Source organism: Streptomyces sp. NPDC005752 (genome assembly GCF_040630715.1).
Classification (GTDB): Bacteria; Actinomycetota; Actinomycetes; order Streptomycetales; family Streptomycetaceae; genus Streptomyces.
The window spans coordinates 154,106-168,953 of the sequence record NZ_JBEXYB010000014.1; the positions used below are offsets into that span (position 1 = coordinate 154,106).

The window sequence follows — 14,848 nt, forward strand, 5'->3', positions numbered from 1 at the left end:
TCTACGATCCTGTGCTTTCCAAGCGTGAGGCAACGAGCGCCACGAAGTGCTGGAGGACGGCGAACGGCAGCGTTTGCGTCGCGTCGAAGTAGACCTCTGCCGGCTTCTCCTCCTCGGGTGTGTAGACAAGCACCGTCACAGCTGTCGGCCCTGGAGCCGGTGAAGCAGGCACAGAAGAGGCTCCGCCCGGAACCATGCGGGCCTCGCTGAGCTCGAAATGCGTAGTCCGGCCTTCAGCTGTGCCCGTCTCGGTGGTGAGGGCGCAGAACAGATCACCGTCGTAGTCCCAGGTCAGCAAAGACATGGCAATGATGCTGCCATACCTGGCATCGAAAGCGGTCGGGCACTTTCATCACCGCGTAGGTCAGGGGCCAGATCGATGCTCAGGCCGGTGCCCGTCAGGCAGCCGTCGATGACCTCCGGCCGGTACTGCAGCATCTTGAGCTTGCGCTTCACCGCGCGGGTGATCTGCCTGAGGTCGGCGGCGGCGAGGTTGCCGATGTCGCGTTTGACCAGCGACCAGATGCCCTCCTGCGGGTTGAGGTCCGGGGCGTAGGTCGGCAACTGGAAGACGGTGAGCCAGGCGGTGTTGGCCGCAAAGAACTCCCGCAGCGGCGCGACCAGGTGCATGCGCAGGTTGTCCCACACCAGGACGATCGGGCCGCCGAGCTGGGTGTGGGCGCGGAGGATCAGGTCGCGGTAGTCCTTCCAGCCGAAGCCCTTCGGTTCGTCCTTGCGGCCCCGGTACTCGCGGATCGCGTAGATCAGGCGGGACCGCTCGCCGGGCTTGTAGCAGGTCATCCCCGCCATGGAGACCCGGCCCGAACCGCGCCCGCGCACGCGGACGACCGGGGTGATGCCCTGACGGCCCCAGGTTCTGGCGCGCGGCGGCGTCATCGACTGGCCGGCCTCGTCCTCGAAGACCACCCAGGCGTTGTTCACCGCCGCGGTGCTTTTACCCGCGGCCAGACCTCCCGCCTCCACAGCTCCACCGCGTCGTCGTCGCGTTCGATCGCACGCCGGGCGGGCTGCTGCCAGGACCAGCCGTGCCGCCGCAGCAACCGCCACGTCCCCTCCACGGTGTACGAGACGTGGAACAGACGGCCAATCAGCGTCTTCACCCGGGCCAGCGTCCACCGCTGGTCGGCCCACCCGTGGGCCAGTGGTCCGCGCTCCAACTCCCGCTCCAGCCGCGCGATTTGTGTGTCCGACAGGCGGGGCCGACCGGGCGATCCCTTCGATGCCACCCCGGGCAGGCCATCCTCGCGCCATTGGCGCCGCCAGCGTTCCACCGAGCGCTCTGAGACTCGCAGTGCGGCAGCGATCTCCCGGTTCTTATCGCCAGCCTCGAAGCCAGCCACGGCCTGGAGCCGGACCCGTTCCCGGGCGGTCCTCCCGGCCTCGGTCAAGCCGCCACCCTGCGGATATCTCACCCCACCAGGACTACCGAACCCACCCTCACACTGTCCGGCAAACAGCCCGACATCACCCGATCAAGTTCAGTAGCGTCGGAGGGTATCGCCTGGTGCGAACTAACTCGCGCCTCTGGCTGGCCCTCTGGGCCGGAGTCCGTTGCCCTGAGCACCGTCCACTCGGCCAAGGGGCTGGAATTCGACCACGTGTTCATGCTTGGACTGAACCAACAGGTGACTCCTCATGGGGATGAGGAGGGGGATGCCATGCTCGACATGTTGCGCAGGCTCTTGGCCATGGGTGTCGGCAGATCCCGCAAGACCGTGACGTTGGGCTACAAGGCCGATGACCCGTCCACGCTTATCGATCTCTTGGCCGATGGCACATACGAGGAGGTGCGTGTGTGACTACCACTGGCGACGCCACCGAGGCCAAGGAATCGATTGAGTCGATCATTGCAGATCGGGGAATCTCTGAAGTCCTCCATTTCACCACTAACCTTGGCTTGTTGGGAATATTGGGCACATCTGCCGTGCTCAGTCGAAAGCGGCTCCCCTTAGAGAAATATGTGGAGCACATTTATACGCCCAACTGTAGTACCCGAAAGGATCGGGTTTGGTTGGATTATGTCAATCTCAGTGTTTCGCGAATCAACGGTTCGATGTTCGATGCCAGTGAACGATGGCATGAGGTTGACAACGTGTGGTGGGCCGCGCTGAGCTTCGAGGCCGATGTCCTCGGCGATCCGGGCGTTTACTTCACCACCACAAACAACATCTACCCCTCAGTGCGACGTGCCACGGGGACCGACGGGCTCAACGCCTTGTTCGCCGAGGTCGTCAGCGGCCGGTACTCGCAGCCCATGGCGCGATTTGCTGGTCAGCCTGCGCATTGGACTACTGACCGGCAGGCGGAAGTGCTGTACCCGGGACGCTTGTCTCTGGCGAAGCTGCAGTGCATCTATGTGCGCGAGGAGCATCATGCAGATGACATCAGCGGCTGGTTCGCGAGCTTCCCGTCGACCTATGCTGTGCCGGTCACCTGCGTACCCGAGGTCTTCACATGAGCCCCACCGATGCCAAGTTGGTTTTCCAGCGACGCCTGCACTCAGCGCTCTGGGCGGCTTGGGCCGATTCCCTTGGCTTCATCAGTGAACTGACTGATGAAGCGGGTCTCCGCCGCCGCCTAGCCGACCGAGCCCTCATGGAGCCAGTCGAGTGGAACCGCCGTGTCGGGGGTAAGTTCGGCGTCACCGTCCGGCTTCCCGCCGGAACTTACAGTGACGATACGCAGCTTCGCCTTGCTGTGGGTCGCGCGATTCGCCCTACAGGTTTCGATGCAGAAGCGTTCGCGAAGGTCGAACTTCCAATCTGGACGAGTTATGCACTGGGTGGAGGTAGGGCATCGAAGGCGGCAGCCTCTCACATCTCCGGCGCGAGCGTTCCATGGTTTGGGAATTTCTTCAAAGGCTGGACTGAGGCAGGGGGAAATGGTGCTGCGATGCGGGTGCAGCCCCACGTGTGGGCCGCCCAAGAACCAGGCCGAATTGGCCCCTACCTTCTAGAGGTAATAAGCGACACTGTAATTACTCATGGGCACCCGCGCGCACTAATCGGAGCACTTCTCCATGCGATGGCCTTGGGATACACGCTCGACCGTGGCCAAGTGCCCGGTCCAGATGAGTGGCTGAATGCAATCGATGAATTTCATCAATTCCCAGACATTATCCGTCAGCATGCGGAACTTTCCATGTGGTGTGCGGCCTGGGAGCGAGAATCTGAGAAATCCTTCGATGAGGCATGGAAGGCCACACTGATTGAAGTGGTCGACATGATTCCCGCAGTCGAGGAATTCATCGGAATCGGTGGTGCGGCGGTTGGAAAGCAAGATATGTCTGCTCTCCAAGGTGCCTATGATTCGCTCATTCAGAAGCTCGACTTGCGCTCGCCCGCTACGAGAGGAAGCGGCACGGCTACGGTGGTTGCGGCGCACGCCCTAGCCTTCGCCGGCGTGCAGAATCCTCTTCAGGTCCTTCGGATGACCACAGCGGCACTAGGGACAGACACCGACACGATTGCCACCATGGCGGCTGCCCTGCTGGGCAGCGTGACTGCTGATGAGCCGCCCAGCAGGGTTGCTGACAGGGACTACATTGCGGCAGAAGCTCTTCGGCTTGCAGCGCATTCAGCAGGCGATCCTAGCCAGACCGGGAATTTTGCTTACCCGGACCTGCTCCACTGGGAAGCCCCAAGGACCCAGGCTGGCGCTATGGGCTTGGTGGGGGATAAACCCGCCGTAGCCGGGCTTGGAGTCTGCGAAAATCTGGCGCTGGCTGGATCGGCTCGATCTTTCGCTTGGTCCTGGGCGACCCTCGACTTCGGGCAAACCATTCTCGTTAAGCATCGTAAGGAGCTGGAGAGGCTGCCGGACGCGCAACGTCCGATGATGCACTCAGGAGTTGAGGTTAGGGGAAGTCTTCAATCGGCACAATCAGACCTGGTTCCTGACGCGATGCAGCAAGAAATCGAGCTCGCTATGCCTGCGACTACTGTCCCTGAGGGCCGCGCTCGCCCAAAAGACCGCCAGCGTCCCGCTGGAGGTCAGGATCTAAATGTTGACGCCATGCTGGAATGGCTTCGGTTGCAGGGGTACACAGATCAGGCCGTTGGCTACGCTGTTCGTCGAATTGCCGAACTCGGCACGGTGGAACAAATGATTGCGTTCACGGCTACTCTCCAGGCGGAAATTAAGAGCCGATCAGCATGAACGAACCGATGGCGAAGTGGGCATGCTCGGTGGCCGAGGCGGAGCTGCGTGAGTCTCTTCCTCGTCGATGGATGCACTCGCAAGGAGTCGCGCGGCGCGCGGCCGAGCTGACTGAACTCCTGGGTGGTGACGCGGACCTGCTGGCTTCTGCCGCCGTTCTTCACGACGTGGGCTACGCACCGCGGCTGGCAGCGACAGGCTTTCATCCGCTGGATGGTGCTCGGTTTCTTCGTGACGGCCATGCTGCGGATGAGCGGCTGGTGCGGCTGGTGGCGAACCACTCGCTGGCATTGCTCGAGGCCGAGGAGCGCGGGCTGGAGGGCGAGCTGCAAGCCGAATTTCCGCTGCTCGACGACCACCGGCTCGTAGATGCCTTGGTGTATTGCGACATGACGACCACGCCCGATGGCAGGGTCACTACGGTCGATACTCGGTTGGCTGAGATCACCAGCCGGTACGAATCCAGCAGCCCGGTGGGGCGGTTCATCCGTCGGGCGTCGCCGGACATCCGCGCGGTCGTGGGTCGGGTGGAAGCGGCATTGGCCGCTCAGCCCAGGTAGGGGTAAGTGCCAGCGAGGTAGTCACCGATCTGTTGGCGCATGCTGGGGTGGATGTCGTACTGGTCCAGGTCGCTCGGCTGGACGTAGCGGACGCCGTCGGCTTCGTCGTTGATCGTGGGCTCGCCGCCCACCGGGCGGCCGATGTAGGTGTTCTCGTACTGCTGGCGGATCTCGCCGTCGGTGTAGGCCACGATGTGGTTCGGGTTCGTGTAGACCCCCAAGAAGCCCGTGATCTCGGCGATGATCCCGGTCTCTTCAAGGCATTCACGCACTGCGCACTGGGCGGCAGTCTCGCCGATGTCCTGCGCGCCCCCCGGCAGGGCCCACTGGCCGGTGTCCCGGCGGCGTTGGAGCAGTATGGCGCCGTCGTCGTCGACGACGAGCAGGTTATTGGCGGGGATGAGCGTGTTCGCCTTGGGGGCCTTGGGGTCGTTGTAGTACTCAGTCCTGCCCATGTGGCGAGGGCTCCTCTTGGTCTGGTGTCCAGGGCCGTGCGGTGGCCCAGACAGCTTCGAAACTCTGAGCGTAATTGTCGAACCAGCCCGCCGTGTCTGCTCTGCGGAGATGGAGGAGGGGGTTGGCGCTGGCCGGCTGGCCCCAGACGTGCGGGTTGATCAGAAGGTCATCGTCGTACCGGAACATGGAGGTGTAGAGCGTGGTGTCGTGCAGCCTCACCTCGCATCCGGCCTCGGACAACAAGGGCCGGTAGTAGGTCAGGGAGGCACGGATCTTGGCGGCGAGTGTGTCGCCGATTCCCTCTTCGTGGCCCCGGATTGCTGCCGCCTGGCCCTTCGAGTCGCCGAAGCAGAGCCGCACTCGCACCCCGCTCGACGCGCGCTCGGCGAGCATCTTGGCGACGTGGGGGTTGGACTGGGCGAAGAAGGTGCCGGAGAAAACGAGGACGCTGATTTGTTCCTGGGCGCCGTTGAGCAGCGACAGCCACGTGTCGCGCGGGACGCTCGCCCGGTTCTGGTAGGTCCCGGTCAGCTCCTTTCCTGAACCAGTGAGTTGCTGCTGGGTGCTCGGCGCCGGTGCGGGCCAGAGGAACAGTTCCTCCACCCGTAAGTGCTTGGCCACGCGGAAGCGGTGGCGAGGATGGGGAACGCGTCCGCCGAGCCACCGGCCAACGGTCTTGGGGTCCACCTCGCAGACTTCGGCGAGTGATTCGGGTGGGATGCCGCGCTGGGCGAGCACGGAGTGCAATCGCTCGTTCACAGACGCCATACAAGCCGAGACCGGTCAGGAGCGGCAAGGACGTTTCGGGACGTTCCACGGAATGAGGGGGTCATGGCTGCTGTATTTACGCTGGATGCATGGAGCTCATCGTCCTGTGGGACATCGACCACACCCTCATCGAGAACGCCGGGGTCAGCAAGGAGATCTACGCCGCCGCCTTCACGGCCCTGGCGGGAAGGGCGCCCGCAGGGCCGGCGCGGACGGAAGGGCGTACGGACCGGCTGATCATGCGCGACATGTTCGAGTGGAACGGCTTGGCCGAGCCGGACTGGGCAGCGGTCGAGGGAGCGCTGTCCGACGCAGGGGAGGCGCGTCTCCAGGACCTCAGCCGTCGGGGAACAGCCTTGCCCGGCGTACGGGAAGTCCTGAAGGAGGTCTCTGTACGCAGCAGTTGGGTGTCGTCGGTGCTCACCGGCAATATCGCGGACAACGCCCGCGTGAAGGTCGCGGCCTTCGGCCTTGATCCACTCCTCGACCTGCCGGTCGGTGCCTACGGGGCCGATGCCCTCCAGCGCCCCGACCTGGTCGCTGTCGCCCGGGAGCGGGCCCAGCGACTGCGGGGCGCCCAGGATGGCGTGCCCGTCGTGCTCGTCGGAGACACCCCAAGGGACGTGGAAGCCGCACTCTCCACGGGCTCCGAGATCATCGCGGTCGCCTCCGGCGTCCACAGCGCCCAGGAGCTGGCAGACGCCGGTGCCCATACGGTCCTGCCCGATCTCACGGACACCGGCCGTGTACTCGGGATCCTGGAGGGGCTCTCCGCACGCTGAAAACGTCCCAGGACGTCCTTACAGCGTCCCGATACGCGGTGACGAGGTCCGTACCTGTCCCGCCAATATCAGGTCTCCCACCAGGCAAGCGCCTCGAAGGAGACCCTCGTGATCAGCGAAGTCACCGGGATCCGCAGGATCCGGATGCTGTACCTGCAGTTGCTCTACCGCTGCAACTTCGAATGCCTGCACTGCTTCCACGGCAAACGGCTTCAGCACGCCGACGCCTTCACCACGGACGAGGCGGTCAACCTCCTTACCCTGATGCGCGACGAGTACGGCACCGAGGCCGTCACCCTGCTGGGCGGCGAGCCGTTCGTCTATCGGGACCTCGCCCAGGTCGTCCGGTACGCCAAGCGGGACCTGGGCATGCAGGTCGAGATCTGCACCAACGGCTACCGCATCGAGCGCCGGTTGACCGAGATCGCCCCCGACCTGGACCTGCTCCGGGTATCGCTGGAGGGCATCGGCACGACCAACGACAAGATCCGCAAGTTCGGAAGCTACCGCAGTGCCCTGAGCGCACTCGAAATCGCCCAGCAGCTCGGCGTCCGCGCCGGCGCGACCATGACGGTCACCTCACGCAACATCGACGAGGTTCTGCCGCTCGCCCGCACACTGCAGCACTACGGGGTGGAGCAGCTGAAACTCCATTGCCTCCGGCCGGTCGGCAACGCAGCGGATCACCCCGAGCTCCTCGTCAACGACGCCACGGCCTACACCCGGCTGCGGGAGCGCCTGGCCTCGGCCGAGCTGGACATTGAGGTGATCCTCGACGAAGACCTGTCCGAGCTCGGTGCGCCGGACGCTTGCCTCCCCGCTGGGGGCCCTTTGGAGATCGAGCGGATCGAAGCCGACCCGCGCGGCGCGCTCACCATGTCCTGCAAGGCCGTCGGCAAGGACTCGCACGCCTTCTGGTACGACAAGCTCGCCGGCCACATCGACCACCGGCCGTCAGCCACCGACGAACTCACTCTCGCGGTGCCGGATGTGGTGTACGGACGTGTCTGACCCGGCGTCGTTCGAGAGCGTCGAAGGACTCCGCGGCACCGGCAAATCCACTCTCGCCCCCATGCTCGCAGCCGCCCGTGGCGCAGTACTGGTCCCGACCGTGCCACCCAGCTACCAGGCAATGCGGCAGGAGGTCGACCGGCTGGGCAACGCCGAGGCACGCATGTGCTTCTACCTCTCGGCCCTGTTCACCGCCACCGATCAGATCCAGCGGTACCTGTCCGCCGGCATCCCGGTCGTCGTCGAAAGCTACTTCGCACGGTGCCTGGCCAACCACCGCGCTTTCGGCGCCAACCTCTCCGTGTCCCTGCCGCCAGGCATCCCGCGTCCCGTCACCCACTACCTCGTCTGCGCGGAGGACGAGCGCCAGCGCCGACTCGCCAGGCGCGACAAGCCCGTCTCGCGTTGGGACGCCCTCGCCGAGATCACCGCAGACAAGATCACCGACGCCTACGCCTCGTTCCCGATGCACCGCGTGAACACCACCGGACTCACCACTGACGAGGCACTCCGAGCCGTCCTGAGCACCCACCCGCAAGGAGAGCAAGCCAGTGCAGACACCCAGCATGTGGCGACACACCCTCACCTTCTTCCCTCAGTTCCTCGCCGCGCTCAAGGAGCGTACGGAGCCTGACTCCACGGTGACGGTCATCGGCGCGAGCGACGGCAGACTCGTCGTGCCACTGGCCGCGGCCGGCTACCGGGTCATCGCCATCGAGCGCGACCCGCTCGCCCTCCACGGCGGCGAGGTCCAACTTCCGGGTGACAGACCCGGTCACGCGATGGGAATGATCGAGCGGCTGAAGCAGGAAGGGCTTCACGACCGTGTCCAGGTCGTGGAGGAGGACTTCCTCGCCTCCGAACCCGCCACCGCCCCCTGCGATGCCGTCTGGACGAGCTGCTCGTGGCATTACAGTGCCAACCACCACCGAACGTTGGGCGAGTTCGTCGACCGCATGCAGCGCCTGGTCAGGCCCGGCGGTCTGTTCGGCGCGGAGTTCATGATGCCCCTCACGCAACGCCACCACGTGCTGGAGCACTACACATCCCCCGAGAAGCTGCGGCGTTACTTCATCGGGGACTGGGACGTCCTGCTCACACTGCGGACCAACGAGTTCACCGAGCAGGCGCACGTCGGACAGCTGCAGGACCACAACCACCGCATGGGCCTCCTCCTCGCCGCCCGTGCGTCCACCCCCTCCTAGAGCTACGGGAAGAAGGACCTATGAAGCACGAGTACGAGGCCAAGTTCCTCGCCGTCGACGTCGACGGCCTCCAGGCCAAACTGATCGCGCTCGGAGCCGTCCAGGCATTTCCGCGCACCCTCCTCACCCGGAAGATCTTCGAGAACGACGCCCTCGAAGGCGGCGCCTGGGTCCGCCTGAGGGACGAGGCCACCCGCTCCACTCTCACGCTGAAGCAGGTCACCGACTCCACGACGATCGACGGCACCACCGAGATCGAGACCGAGGTGTCCGACCTGCACGCCATGGCCGAGATCCTCCGCAACGTCGGCCTGCGCGAAGTCCGCTACCAGGAGAACTACCGCGAGGAGTGGCGACTGGGCGAAGTCGCCTTCGATTTCGACACCTGGCCGGACCTCCCCACCTTCGTCGAGATCGAAGGACCCGACGAGGCATCGGTCCGCCAGGCAGCAGCCCTGCTCGACCTCGACTACACCGAGGCACGATTCGGCAGCGTCGACGAGATCTACAAGAGCGAGGCCGGCAGGGACATCCTGGCCGAGCCCACGCTCCTCTTCGCCGACGCCGAGAAGCAGGCTTCGGCCAGGGCAGCTGTCCCGAGCGAGTGATCTTGGGGACCGAGCTGTGTTGATAGAACTGGCCGTGACGCCTCGGGTCATACCCGGCATCGCCGAGTTCGCGCGCGGCGGTCTGCCCGCCGCCGCAGACACTGACGACGGCAATACGTGGACTGACGGCTTCTGCTGGCTCTACTGCGGCCAGCGGTGGACCCGTGTTCTGTGGATCGGCCCGGTGAGTGTGGCGGGTGCCCAGGCGGCGATGTTCGCCTGCGGCCCGTGCATCCGCGTCTTGCAGGAGCAGGTCTGGCAGTCCCTCCTCCTTCACGACGAACCGACTCGCCTCCCACCTGTGAGCACGGCTTCTGCAACCGAGCAGCCTGAGGGACGACGCGTTGGAAAGCATCGCGCACGGGGCGGCATGTTCCGTCGGGAGTGAGGCCGAGAACGGACAGGCGCATCAGCGGCTGGGCCGGTCACCACGCGTGGTGACCGGCCCAGCGCTGATATACAGGCGCCTCTCCGACGTAGGTCCACGCTACCGGGGCTCACGGGCGTCCTGAGGAGACCCTCGCCGACACTGCTGGCGGGTCTCTGGGGATCTGGCTCTCCTGCCGGGTCAGCGTCGGTGGCGGCTCGGCTGGCTCGTGGGCGCTGCGGTTGTCCTCGACTGGGCGCTAGGTGAAGGGGAGCCGAAGGCTGGTGCGCTGACGCTTCGTAGGCGGGCTGCCTCGGCGCGGCGGTTGGGTGCGGGGTTGCGGCTGGTGTGCTGGATGCGGGTGATCAGGACGCGGGCCGGTTGGCGGGCTGTGGTCAGTTCACGTTGGGCTGCGGCTTCCTTGAGGAGCTGGTGGGGTTTGTGGCCGCTGGCTTCGGCGTCGGCAAGGACGGTGGCGAGGGCGGGCCAGCCCGGGTCGGAAAGGATCCGCTCGGCGTGTTCGGGAACGGCTGCGCGTACGTCGTTGGCAAGAGTGCGGCGGGTCCCTTCACCGGGACGCCGGGCTTCGAGTTCGGTGAGCGTCGGAGCGAGCGCGGCGTCGGCTGCCGACTGGAGGTGCTGGACAGCTTGGCGGGCAGCGTTGGCCTGGTGGGCATGGCCCTTGGCCTCGTGCCAGCGTGCGGCGAGGATGGCGGCCCAGAGGAGTGCGGCGGTCAGGGCTGCGAAGGCGCTGCCGTCGGGGCCGGTGGCGGTGTACGCGATGTCGCGGGCCGCGGTCCGCAGGGCATGGGCGGCACCGTCCTCGGCCCGGATCTGCGACCGCTGTGCACGGGTGAATGCCACGCTGGCCGAGCGCAGTTGAGCGCGATGGTCAGGGGGCGCGGCTTGCGCGGTGGCTTCGATCAGTTCGCCCAGAGCGCTGATGTTCGCCTGTGTCCGTGCGTCCTCGTCGGCGCTCGTGTTGGTGCTCTCTGGGCGGAGGATGTTGAGGACTTCGGTGGCCTGATCCCAGGGGGTGGTGGGTCGGTCGCGGCGGGCGGTGGGGTGTTCCTCCGGTGCGCTGCTTTCCAGGCGGGCCGTGAGTTTGGGCAGGGTGAGGTCGGGGGCGATCTTCCCGCCGGGGTGGTAGATCTGCTCGTCGTCCTTGTTCAGGTCGCCGGGCCGGCCGACGGCGTAGCCGAGGAGGTCTCCTGAGGGGCCGCGGCGGGGCTTGACCAGGATGTCGTCGGCTTCGAGGTAGGCGAGGAGTTCCTCGGCGCTGGTGGCGTGGGGGATGGCGGCGCGGATGCGGTCCTGGAGCCACTGGCGGCTGGTCTGCTCCCAGCCGAGGCGCTCGGCCTTGTGCATCTCCGCCTGGGTGGGGCGGCGGGCGGCGGTGCCGTCGCCCTTCTTCAACTGCCGCAGCCCGTAGTCCTTCTCTATCTGGCGGCATTCGTCGCCGACGCGGATGCCGCTGTCGTGGAATTTGGGGCGGCGGCCGTCCTCGCGGACGGTGGTGGCGAGGATGTGGATGTGGTCGTCGGCGTGGCGTACGGCGATCCAGCGGCAGGCCAGGTCGTCGCCGTCGGGTGCAATGCCGGCTGCCTGGACGATGCGTTGGGCGATCTCGCCCCATTCGGTGTCGGAGAGATGGCGGTCTTCGGGTGCGGCGCGGACGGGGCAGTGCCAGACGTGGTCGGTGACGGGCTTGCCGAACTCGCTGTTCCGCAGGTGTACGGGCTCATCGAGGTGGCGGGCAAGTTCGGTGAGGGTCGCGTTCTCGTCGCGGCCGGGGTCGGGCATGCCGAGCATGGCGAAGGCGTCGACGAGGTGCGGGTCGAAATGTTCGTCGTGTCGGCCGGGGCCGTAGAGGTAGGCGAGCAGTCCGCGGGTGTTGGATCCGGTCGGTTTGATGGCGGCGATCATCCGGTCAGACCTCCGTCGGGTCAGTGGGCCGGCGCAGGGCTTCGGCGATCAGGGTCAGCAGGTGGTGGAGTTCGTCGAGGCGCTGACGGATGTCGGGCGGCGTGAAGTCGCTGTTGAGCGCGCGGGCGATCTGGTTGACGTTGACGCCGATGCGGTTGAGCTCGCGCAGCACCTGGGTGCGGAACATATGGGTGCGGCGGCGGTCCTCGGACAGCGGCAGGTTCGCGGTGAACCGGCCTGTGACGAAGGCGAGGACGATGTCGGCTGCGACGCCGGATTCGCCCTTGTAGCCGTGCTCGGCGGCGGCCTCCTGGAGGGCGGCGTGCTCGTCGTCTGTGAAGCGCAGCGGGCCGACGCGGACGGTTCGCTTGGTACCGGTGAAGCGGCGGATCGCCGGCTGGATGCTCTGCACATCGCGCTCGCTGGCCGTCGGCTCGGCGGTGGGCGTGGGGTGAAGGATCTGCTGCTGGACGTTACGCAGCTCGTCCTGGTCGGGGCCGCCCTCGGCCCCGACCTCCCGGCCCGGCGCCCCCTGGCGCAGGGCCGTCTCCGCCACCCCCGGGGCGGAGCCCCCCGAAGACCGGCCATGAGTCGGACTCGGGGTACTACTGGCTCCGCCAGGAGCCGTCCATCCGAACGCCCGCCGCAAACGCTCTGTCAGCGTAGGCGACTTCGTCAGTGTCGGCGGCCCATCGATGGAGCCGTCAGCGTGGTTCGGGTCGTGGGTCACGGATAGCTCTCCGGAAGGTGTGGGCCGGGTGGTGGCGTGCGGAGGCCACGGCTACGGCTACGGGGGTGTGGATGAGTGATCGGGCGGAGAGGCGGGGGCCGTCGCGACCGGTGGCCGGAGGAGTTCCGGCCACCGGATGGCGGGGGATCAGCCGACGTTCCGACCGGCGCCGGGTTCCGACCGGAGGACCTCCATGACTTCGGTCAGCCTCTGGCCGCCGACCGTATGTCCCTTGGCCCGTATTGCCTGTTGCACGATGCCCCGTGTGAGCTTCCGCTGCTCGGCCGCGGCGATCCGTCCGATCTCAACCAGTTCCTCGACCGTCGCGCTGACCGGACGCCCACCACGCGGCTGGCCCTCCGAAATCCGGGGCGGCGGCATTCGGCTGGAATCGGTTGCCTGCGGATTGGCGATGCGTTCGGATGGTGTGGCCCGCAGTTCCGGTACCTCGGCGGAATTGAGTGCCGGGCGGTCGAGGGGCCGGTCGACCAGTTGGTGGATCTGCCGCATCAGCACGCCGAAGGCCAGCAGGGCTGCGGTCGGGGGAACCGCCGCGACCACGTAGTCGAGCAAGGGCACGATGCTCGCGTTGCCCGTGCCGCTGACACCGGCCACGTTGAGCGCAATGGATCCGACCGACCCGGTAGCGGTCAGGGTGACCGCCCACCAGTCGGTCACTCGACGGAGGCCGGCGCGGAGCATGAGCAGTTCGCCCGCGACGATGAAGGCGTCCAGGGTCGCGGGCCAGGCCCATTGCCGGACCGGGGAGCTTCCCAGGCCATGCTGCCCGGCGACTTGGGCGAGGTGTGCGTAGGAGAGCCAGAAGCCGCCGGCGGTGAGGGCGATGATGACGGTTCCGGCTGCGGCGAGGGCGTACCGCTCGGCCGCATGGTGGGCCGTTGCTTGTGGCTTCACGTCCTGGACGTGCTCGGCGTGGGGCATCTCGTTGCCCTGCTGGGTGGTGTCATGAGGCGTGGCGGGTGTGGTCATGCGGGTTCTCCGGGGTGGTTCTGCGGAGGCGATCACGGCGTTCACGCAGGGGGCGTACACGCGAGCCCCCTTCTAAAGGGGGGCTCACGCGTGAACGCTGGTGTGCGTGTACGGCGTGAACGATTGCGTGATCGTCTGACCTGGGGTTTCGTTCTTGGCATGTACGCCTGCGGCGAGGCGTGGGCCGGTGCGCGGGGAAGGGGTGCGTGTACGCCCTCGTGTACGGTCCCGGCCTTCGGCGATCAGGTCAGGAGACGGCGCCGATATGGCGGACTGAGGCGCGGTAGCGGGCTTGCTGACCGCCTCCGGTGCCGCCTGCGGTGCCTTCGGCCTTGCCTGCGAGTCCGGCCCTGACGAGTCGGTCCAGGGTGCGCCTGGCTTTCTCGGTGGCCGAGCGCTCGGGGTTGTTCTGGCCGCTTTGGATCATGGCGAGTTCGCGCACGGTCAGGCCGTCGGGGCGCTGTCGCAGGATGGCGACCGGGTCGAGGGCGGGGTCGAGCGTCGAGATGCCGCGTTCGTGGTCGTGGATGACCTGGAGGGGGCCGATCTCGCCGGTGGGCGTTTTGAGGTGGTGCAGGGTGACGGCGAGGTCGCCGGCCTCCCCGGCGACGAAGAGAACGCTGCCCGCGCCGGAGGTGATCCACGTGGAGCCGTAGACGCGGTCCAGGGTGGGCTTCTGGGCACGTGGAGCGCCCTCGGTGGCCTTGCGCTGATGGTGGAGTTCCATGATCTCGACGCCATTGCGGATAGCTCGCTGGCGGGCGTTGTTGTAGGCGACGCCGAGGGCGTCGTCGACCAGCGTGCTTACCGCGTCCTTGAGGCTGTCGATCACGATGGTGTCGGCCTGGTGGGCTGCGGCGAGGTCGGCGAGGAGGTCGGGCTCCTTGTCCAGACTGGCGGGCAGGGGGCCCTGCCAGACGGCGAGCCCGTCGCGCAACCGCTGCTCATGCTCGGGCCCGACGCTGCGGGCCATGGCGCGGGCGATCTGTTTGTACCGGTCCAGCGCGAGGTAGAGCACCCGTCGGCTCGGTGCGACCGGCATGTCCAGGACGCTGTCCGACAGGCTCAGACGAGCGAGGATCACTTGGTGGGCCAGCGTGGTCTCCCCGACTCCTGGCGCTCCGACGATCATCAGGCTCTCTCCCGACGACCAGGCCGTCTGCTCCCTAGTTGTTCTGTCCGGGGAGGTTGTGGACGGGTGATGCAGGTCTCGGCTGAGGGATCTTGAACGGGTGAGGGCCTTCCGGGTTCGGTGTGGATTGCGAC

The 14,848-nt window shown here is 66.6% G+C and carries 18 protein-coding genes; 9 read left to right on the forward strand and 9 right to left on the reverse strand.

All coding sequences use genetic code 11. The features are described from left to right. Position 1: 1 nt before the first annotated feature. Genes ABZ441_RS14665 through ABZ441_RS14675 form a run of 3 tightly spaced genes read right to left on the reverse strand, consistent with a single transcriptional unit; the run spans position 2 to position 1,433 of the window. A complete protein-coding gene (locus tag ABZ441_RS14665; RefSeq protein WP_358972869.1) occupies positions 2-304 on the reverse strand; it encodes a hypothetical protein in 303 nt (100 codons plus the stop codon). Next, the gene (locus tag ABZ441_RS14670) at positions 292-927 is read right to left on the reverse strand and encodes a transposase (RefSeq protein ID WP_358972796.1); all 636 of its coding nucleotides are present in this window, start codon (positions 925-927) and stop codon (positions 292-294) included. Before ABZ441_RS14670 ends, ABZ441_RS14665 begins: the two co-directional genes overlap by 13 nt. Before the next feature lie 11 nt (positions 928-938). Further along, positions 939-1,433 carry a winged helix-turn-helix domain-containing protein gene (locus tag ABZ441_RS14675; protein ID WP_358972799.1) on the reverse strand — a complete coding sequence of 165 codons (495 nt, stop codon included), beginning with the start codon at positions 1,431-1,433 and terminating at the stop codon, positions 939-941. A 144-nt stretch (positions 1,434-1,577) separates the two neighbouring features. Here ABZ441_RS14675 and ABZ441_RS14680 point away from each other — a divergent pair, with 144 nt between their 5' ends. From ABZ441_RS14680 to ABZ441_RS14695, 4 genes are read left to right on the forward strand one after another with little or no spacing between them, the layout of a single operon-like run. Then, positions 1,578-1,820 carry a 3'-5' exonuclease gene (locus ABZ441_RS14680; RefSeq protein ID WP_358972861.1) on the forward strand — a complete coding sequence of 81 codons (243 nt, stop codon included), beginning with the start codon at positions 1,578-1,580 and terminating at the stop codon, positions 1,818-1,820. Further along, entirely contained in the window at positions 1,817-2,479 is a 663-nt protein-coding gene (locus ABZ441_RS14685; RefSeq protein ID WP_358972802.1) for a DarT ssDNA thymidine ADP-ribosyltransferase family protein, read from the forward strand. Before ABZ441_RS14680 ends, ABZ441_RS14685 begins: the two co-directional genes overlap by 4 nt. Then, positions 2,476-4,179, forward strand: a complete 1,704-nt coding sequence (locus ABZ441_RS14690; protein ID WP_358972805.1) for an ADP-ribosylglycohydrolase family protein — start codon at positions 2,476-2,478, stop codon at positions 4,177-4,179. Before ABZ441_RS14685 ends, ABZ441_RS14690 begins: the two co-directional genes overlap by 4 nt. Next, the gene (locus ABZ441_RS14695; RefSeq protein ID WP_358972808.1) at positions 4,176-4,739 is read left to right on the forward strand and encodes an HD domain-containing protein; all 564 of its coding nucleotides are present in this window, start codon (positions 4,176-4,178) and stop codon (positions 4,737-4,739) included. Before ABZ441_RS14690 ends, ABZ441_RS14695 begins: the two co-directional genes overlap by 4 nt. Here ABZ441_RS14695 and ABZ441_RS14700 read toward each other — a convergent pair. Continuing rightward, positions 4,727-5,194 (reverse strand): NUDIX domain-containing protein, encoded by a 468-nt coding sequence (locus tag ABZ441_RS14700; RefSeq protein ID WP_358972811.1) that lies wholly within the window; start codon positions 5,192-5,194, stop codon positions 4,727-4,729. The genes ABZ441_RS14695 and ABZ441_RS14700 overlap by 13 nt on opposite strands. Next, the gene (locus ABZ441_RS14705) at positions 5,181-5,954 is read right to left on the reverse strand and encodes an XRE family transcriptional regulator (protein WP_358972814.1); all 774 of its coding nucleotides are present in this window, start codon (positions 5,952-5,954) and stop codon (positions 5,181-5,183) included. Before ABZ441_RS14705 ends, ABZ441_RS14700 begins: the two co-directional genes overlap by 14 nt. 98 nt (positions 5,955-6,052) lie before the next feature. Here ABZ441_RS14705 and ABZ441_RS14710 point away from each other — a divergent pair, with 98 nt between their 5' ends. From ABZ441_RS14710 to ABZ441_RS14730, 5 genes are all read left to right on the forward strand, one after another. Then, positions 6,053-6,745, forward strand: a complete 693-nt coding sequence (locus ABZ441_RS14710; protein WP_358972817.1) for a haloacid dehalogenase-like hydrolase — start codon at positions 6,053-6,055, stop codon at positions 6,743-6,745. A gap of 108 nt (positions 6,746-6,853) precedes the next feature. After that, positions 6,854-7,756 carry a radical SAM protein gene (locus tag ABZ441_RS14715; protein WP_358972820.1) on the forward strand — a complete coding sequence of 301 codons (903 nt, stop codon included), beginning with the start codon at positions 6,854-6,856 and terminating at the stop codon, positions 7,754-7,756. Beyond that, positions 7,749-8,390: a hypothetical protein gene (locus ABZ441_RS14720; protein WP_358972823.1), complete on the forward strand. Its 642-nt coding sequence runs from the start codon at positions 7,749-7,751 to the stop codon at positions 8,388-8,390. Before ABZ441_RS14715 ends, ABZ441_RS14720 begins: the two co-directional genes overlap by 8 nt. Beyond that, on the forward strand, positions 8,308-8,961 hold the full coding sequence (locus ABZ441_RS14725) for a class I SAM-dependent methyltransferase (protein WP_358972826.1): 654 nt from the start codon (positions 8,308-8,310) through the stop codon (positions 8,959-8,961). Before ABZ441_RS14720 ends, ABZ441_RS14725 begins: the two co-directional genes overlap by 83 nt. A 20-nt stretch (positions 8,962-8,981) precedes the next feature. Continuing rightward, positions 8,982-9,569 carry a class IV adenylate cyclase gene (locus ABZ441_RS14730; protein WP_358972829.1) on the forward strand — a complete coding sequence of 196 codons (588 nt, stop codon included), beginning with the start codon at positions 8,982-8,984 and terminating at the stop codon, positions 9,567-9,569. Positions 9,570-10,137: 568 nt separating this feature from the next. Here the strand turns inward: ABZ441_RS14730 and ABZ441_RS14735 are convergent. From ABZ441_RS14735 to ABZ441_RS14750, 4 genes are all read right to left on the reverse strand, one after another. After that, positions 10,138-11,862, reverse strand: a complete 1,725-nt coding sequence (locus tag ABZ441_RS14735) for a mobilization protein (RefSeq protein ID WP_358972833.1) — start codon at positions 11,860-11,862, stop codon at positions 10,138-10,140. A gap of 4 nt (positions 11,863-11,866) precedes the next feature. Continuing rightward, entirely contained in the window at positions 11,867-12,418 is a 552-nt protein-coding gene (locus ABZ441_RS14740; RefSeq protein WP_358972836.1) for a MobC family plasmid mobilization relaxosome protein, read from the reverse strand. Between the two features lie 321 nt (positions 12,419-12,739). Then, a complete protein-coding gene (locus tag ABZ441_RS14745) occupies positions 12,740-13,534 on the reverse strand; it encodes a DUF2637 domain-containing protein (protein WP_358972863.1) in 795 nt (264 codons plus the stop codon). A gap of 295 nt (positions 13,535-13,829) precedes the next feature. Continuing rightward, positions 13,830-14,789 carry an AAA family ATPase gene (locus ABZ441_RS14750; RefSeq protein ID WP_358972866.1) on the reverse strand — a complete coding sequence of 320 codons (960 nt, stop codon included), beginning with the start codon at positions 14,787-14,789 and terminating at the stop codon, positions 13,830-13,832. Positions 14,790-14,848 lie beyond the last annotated feature (59 nt).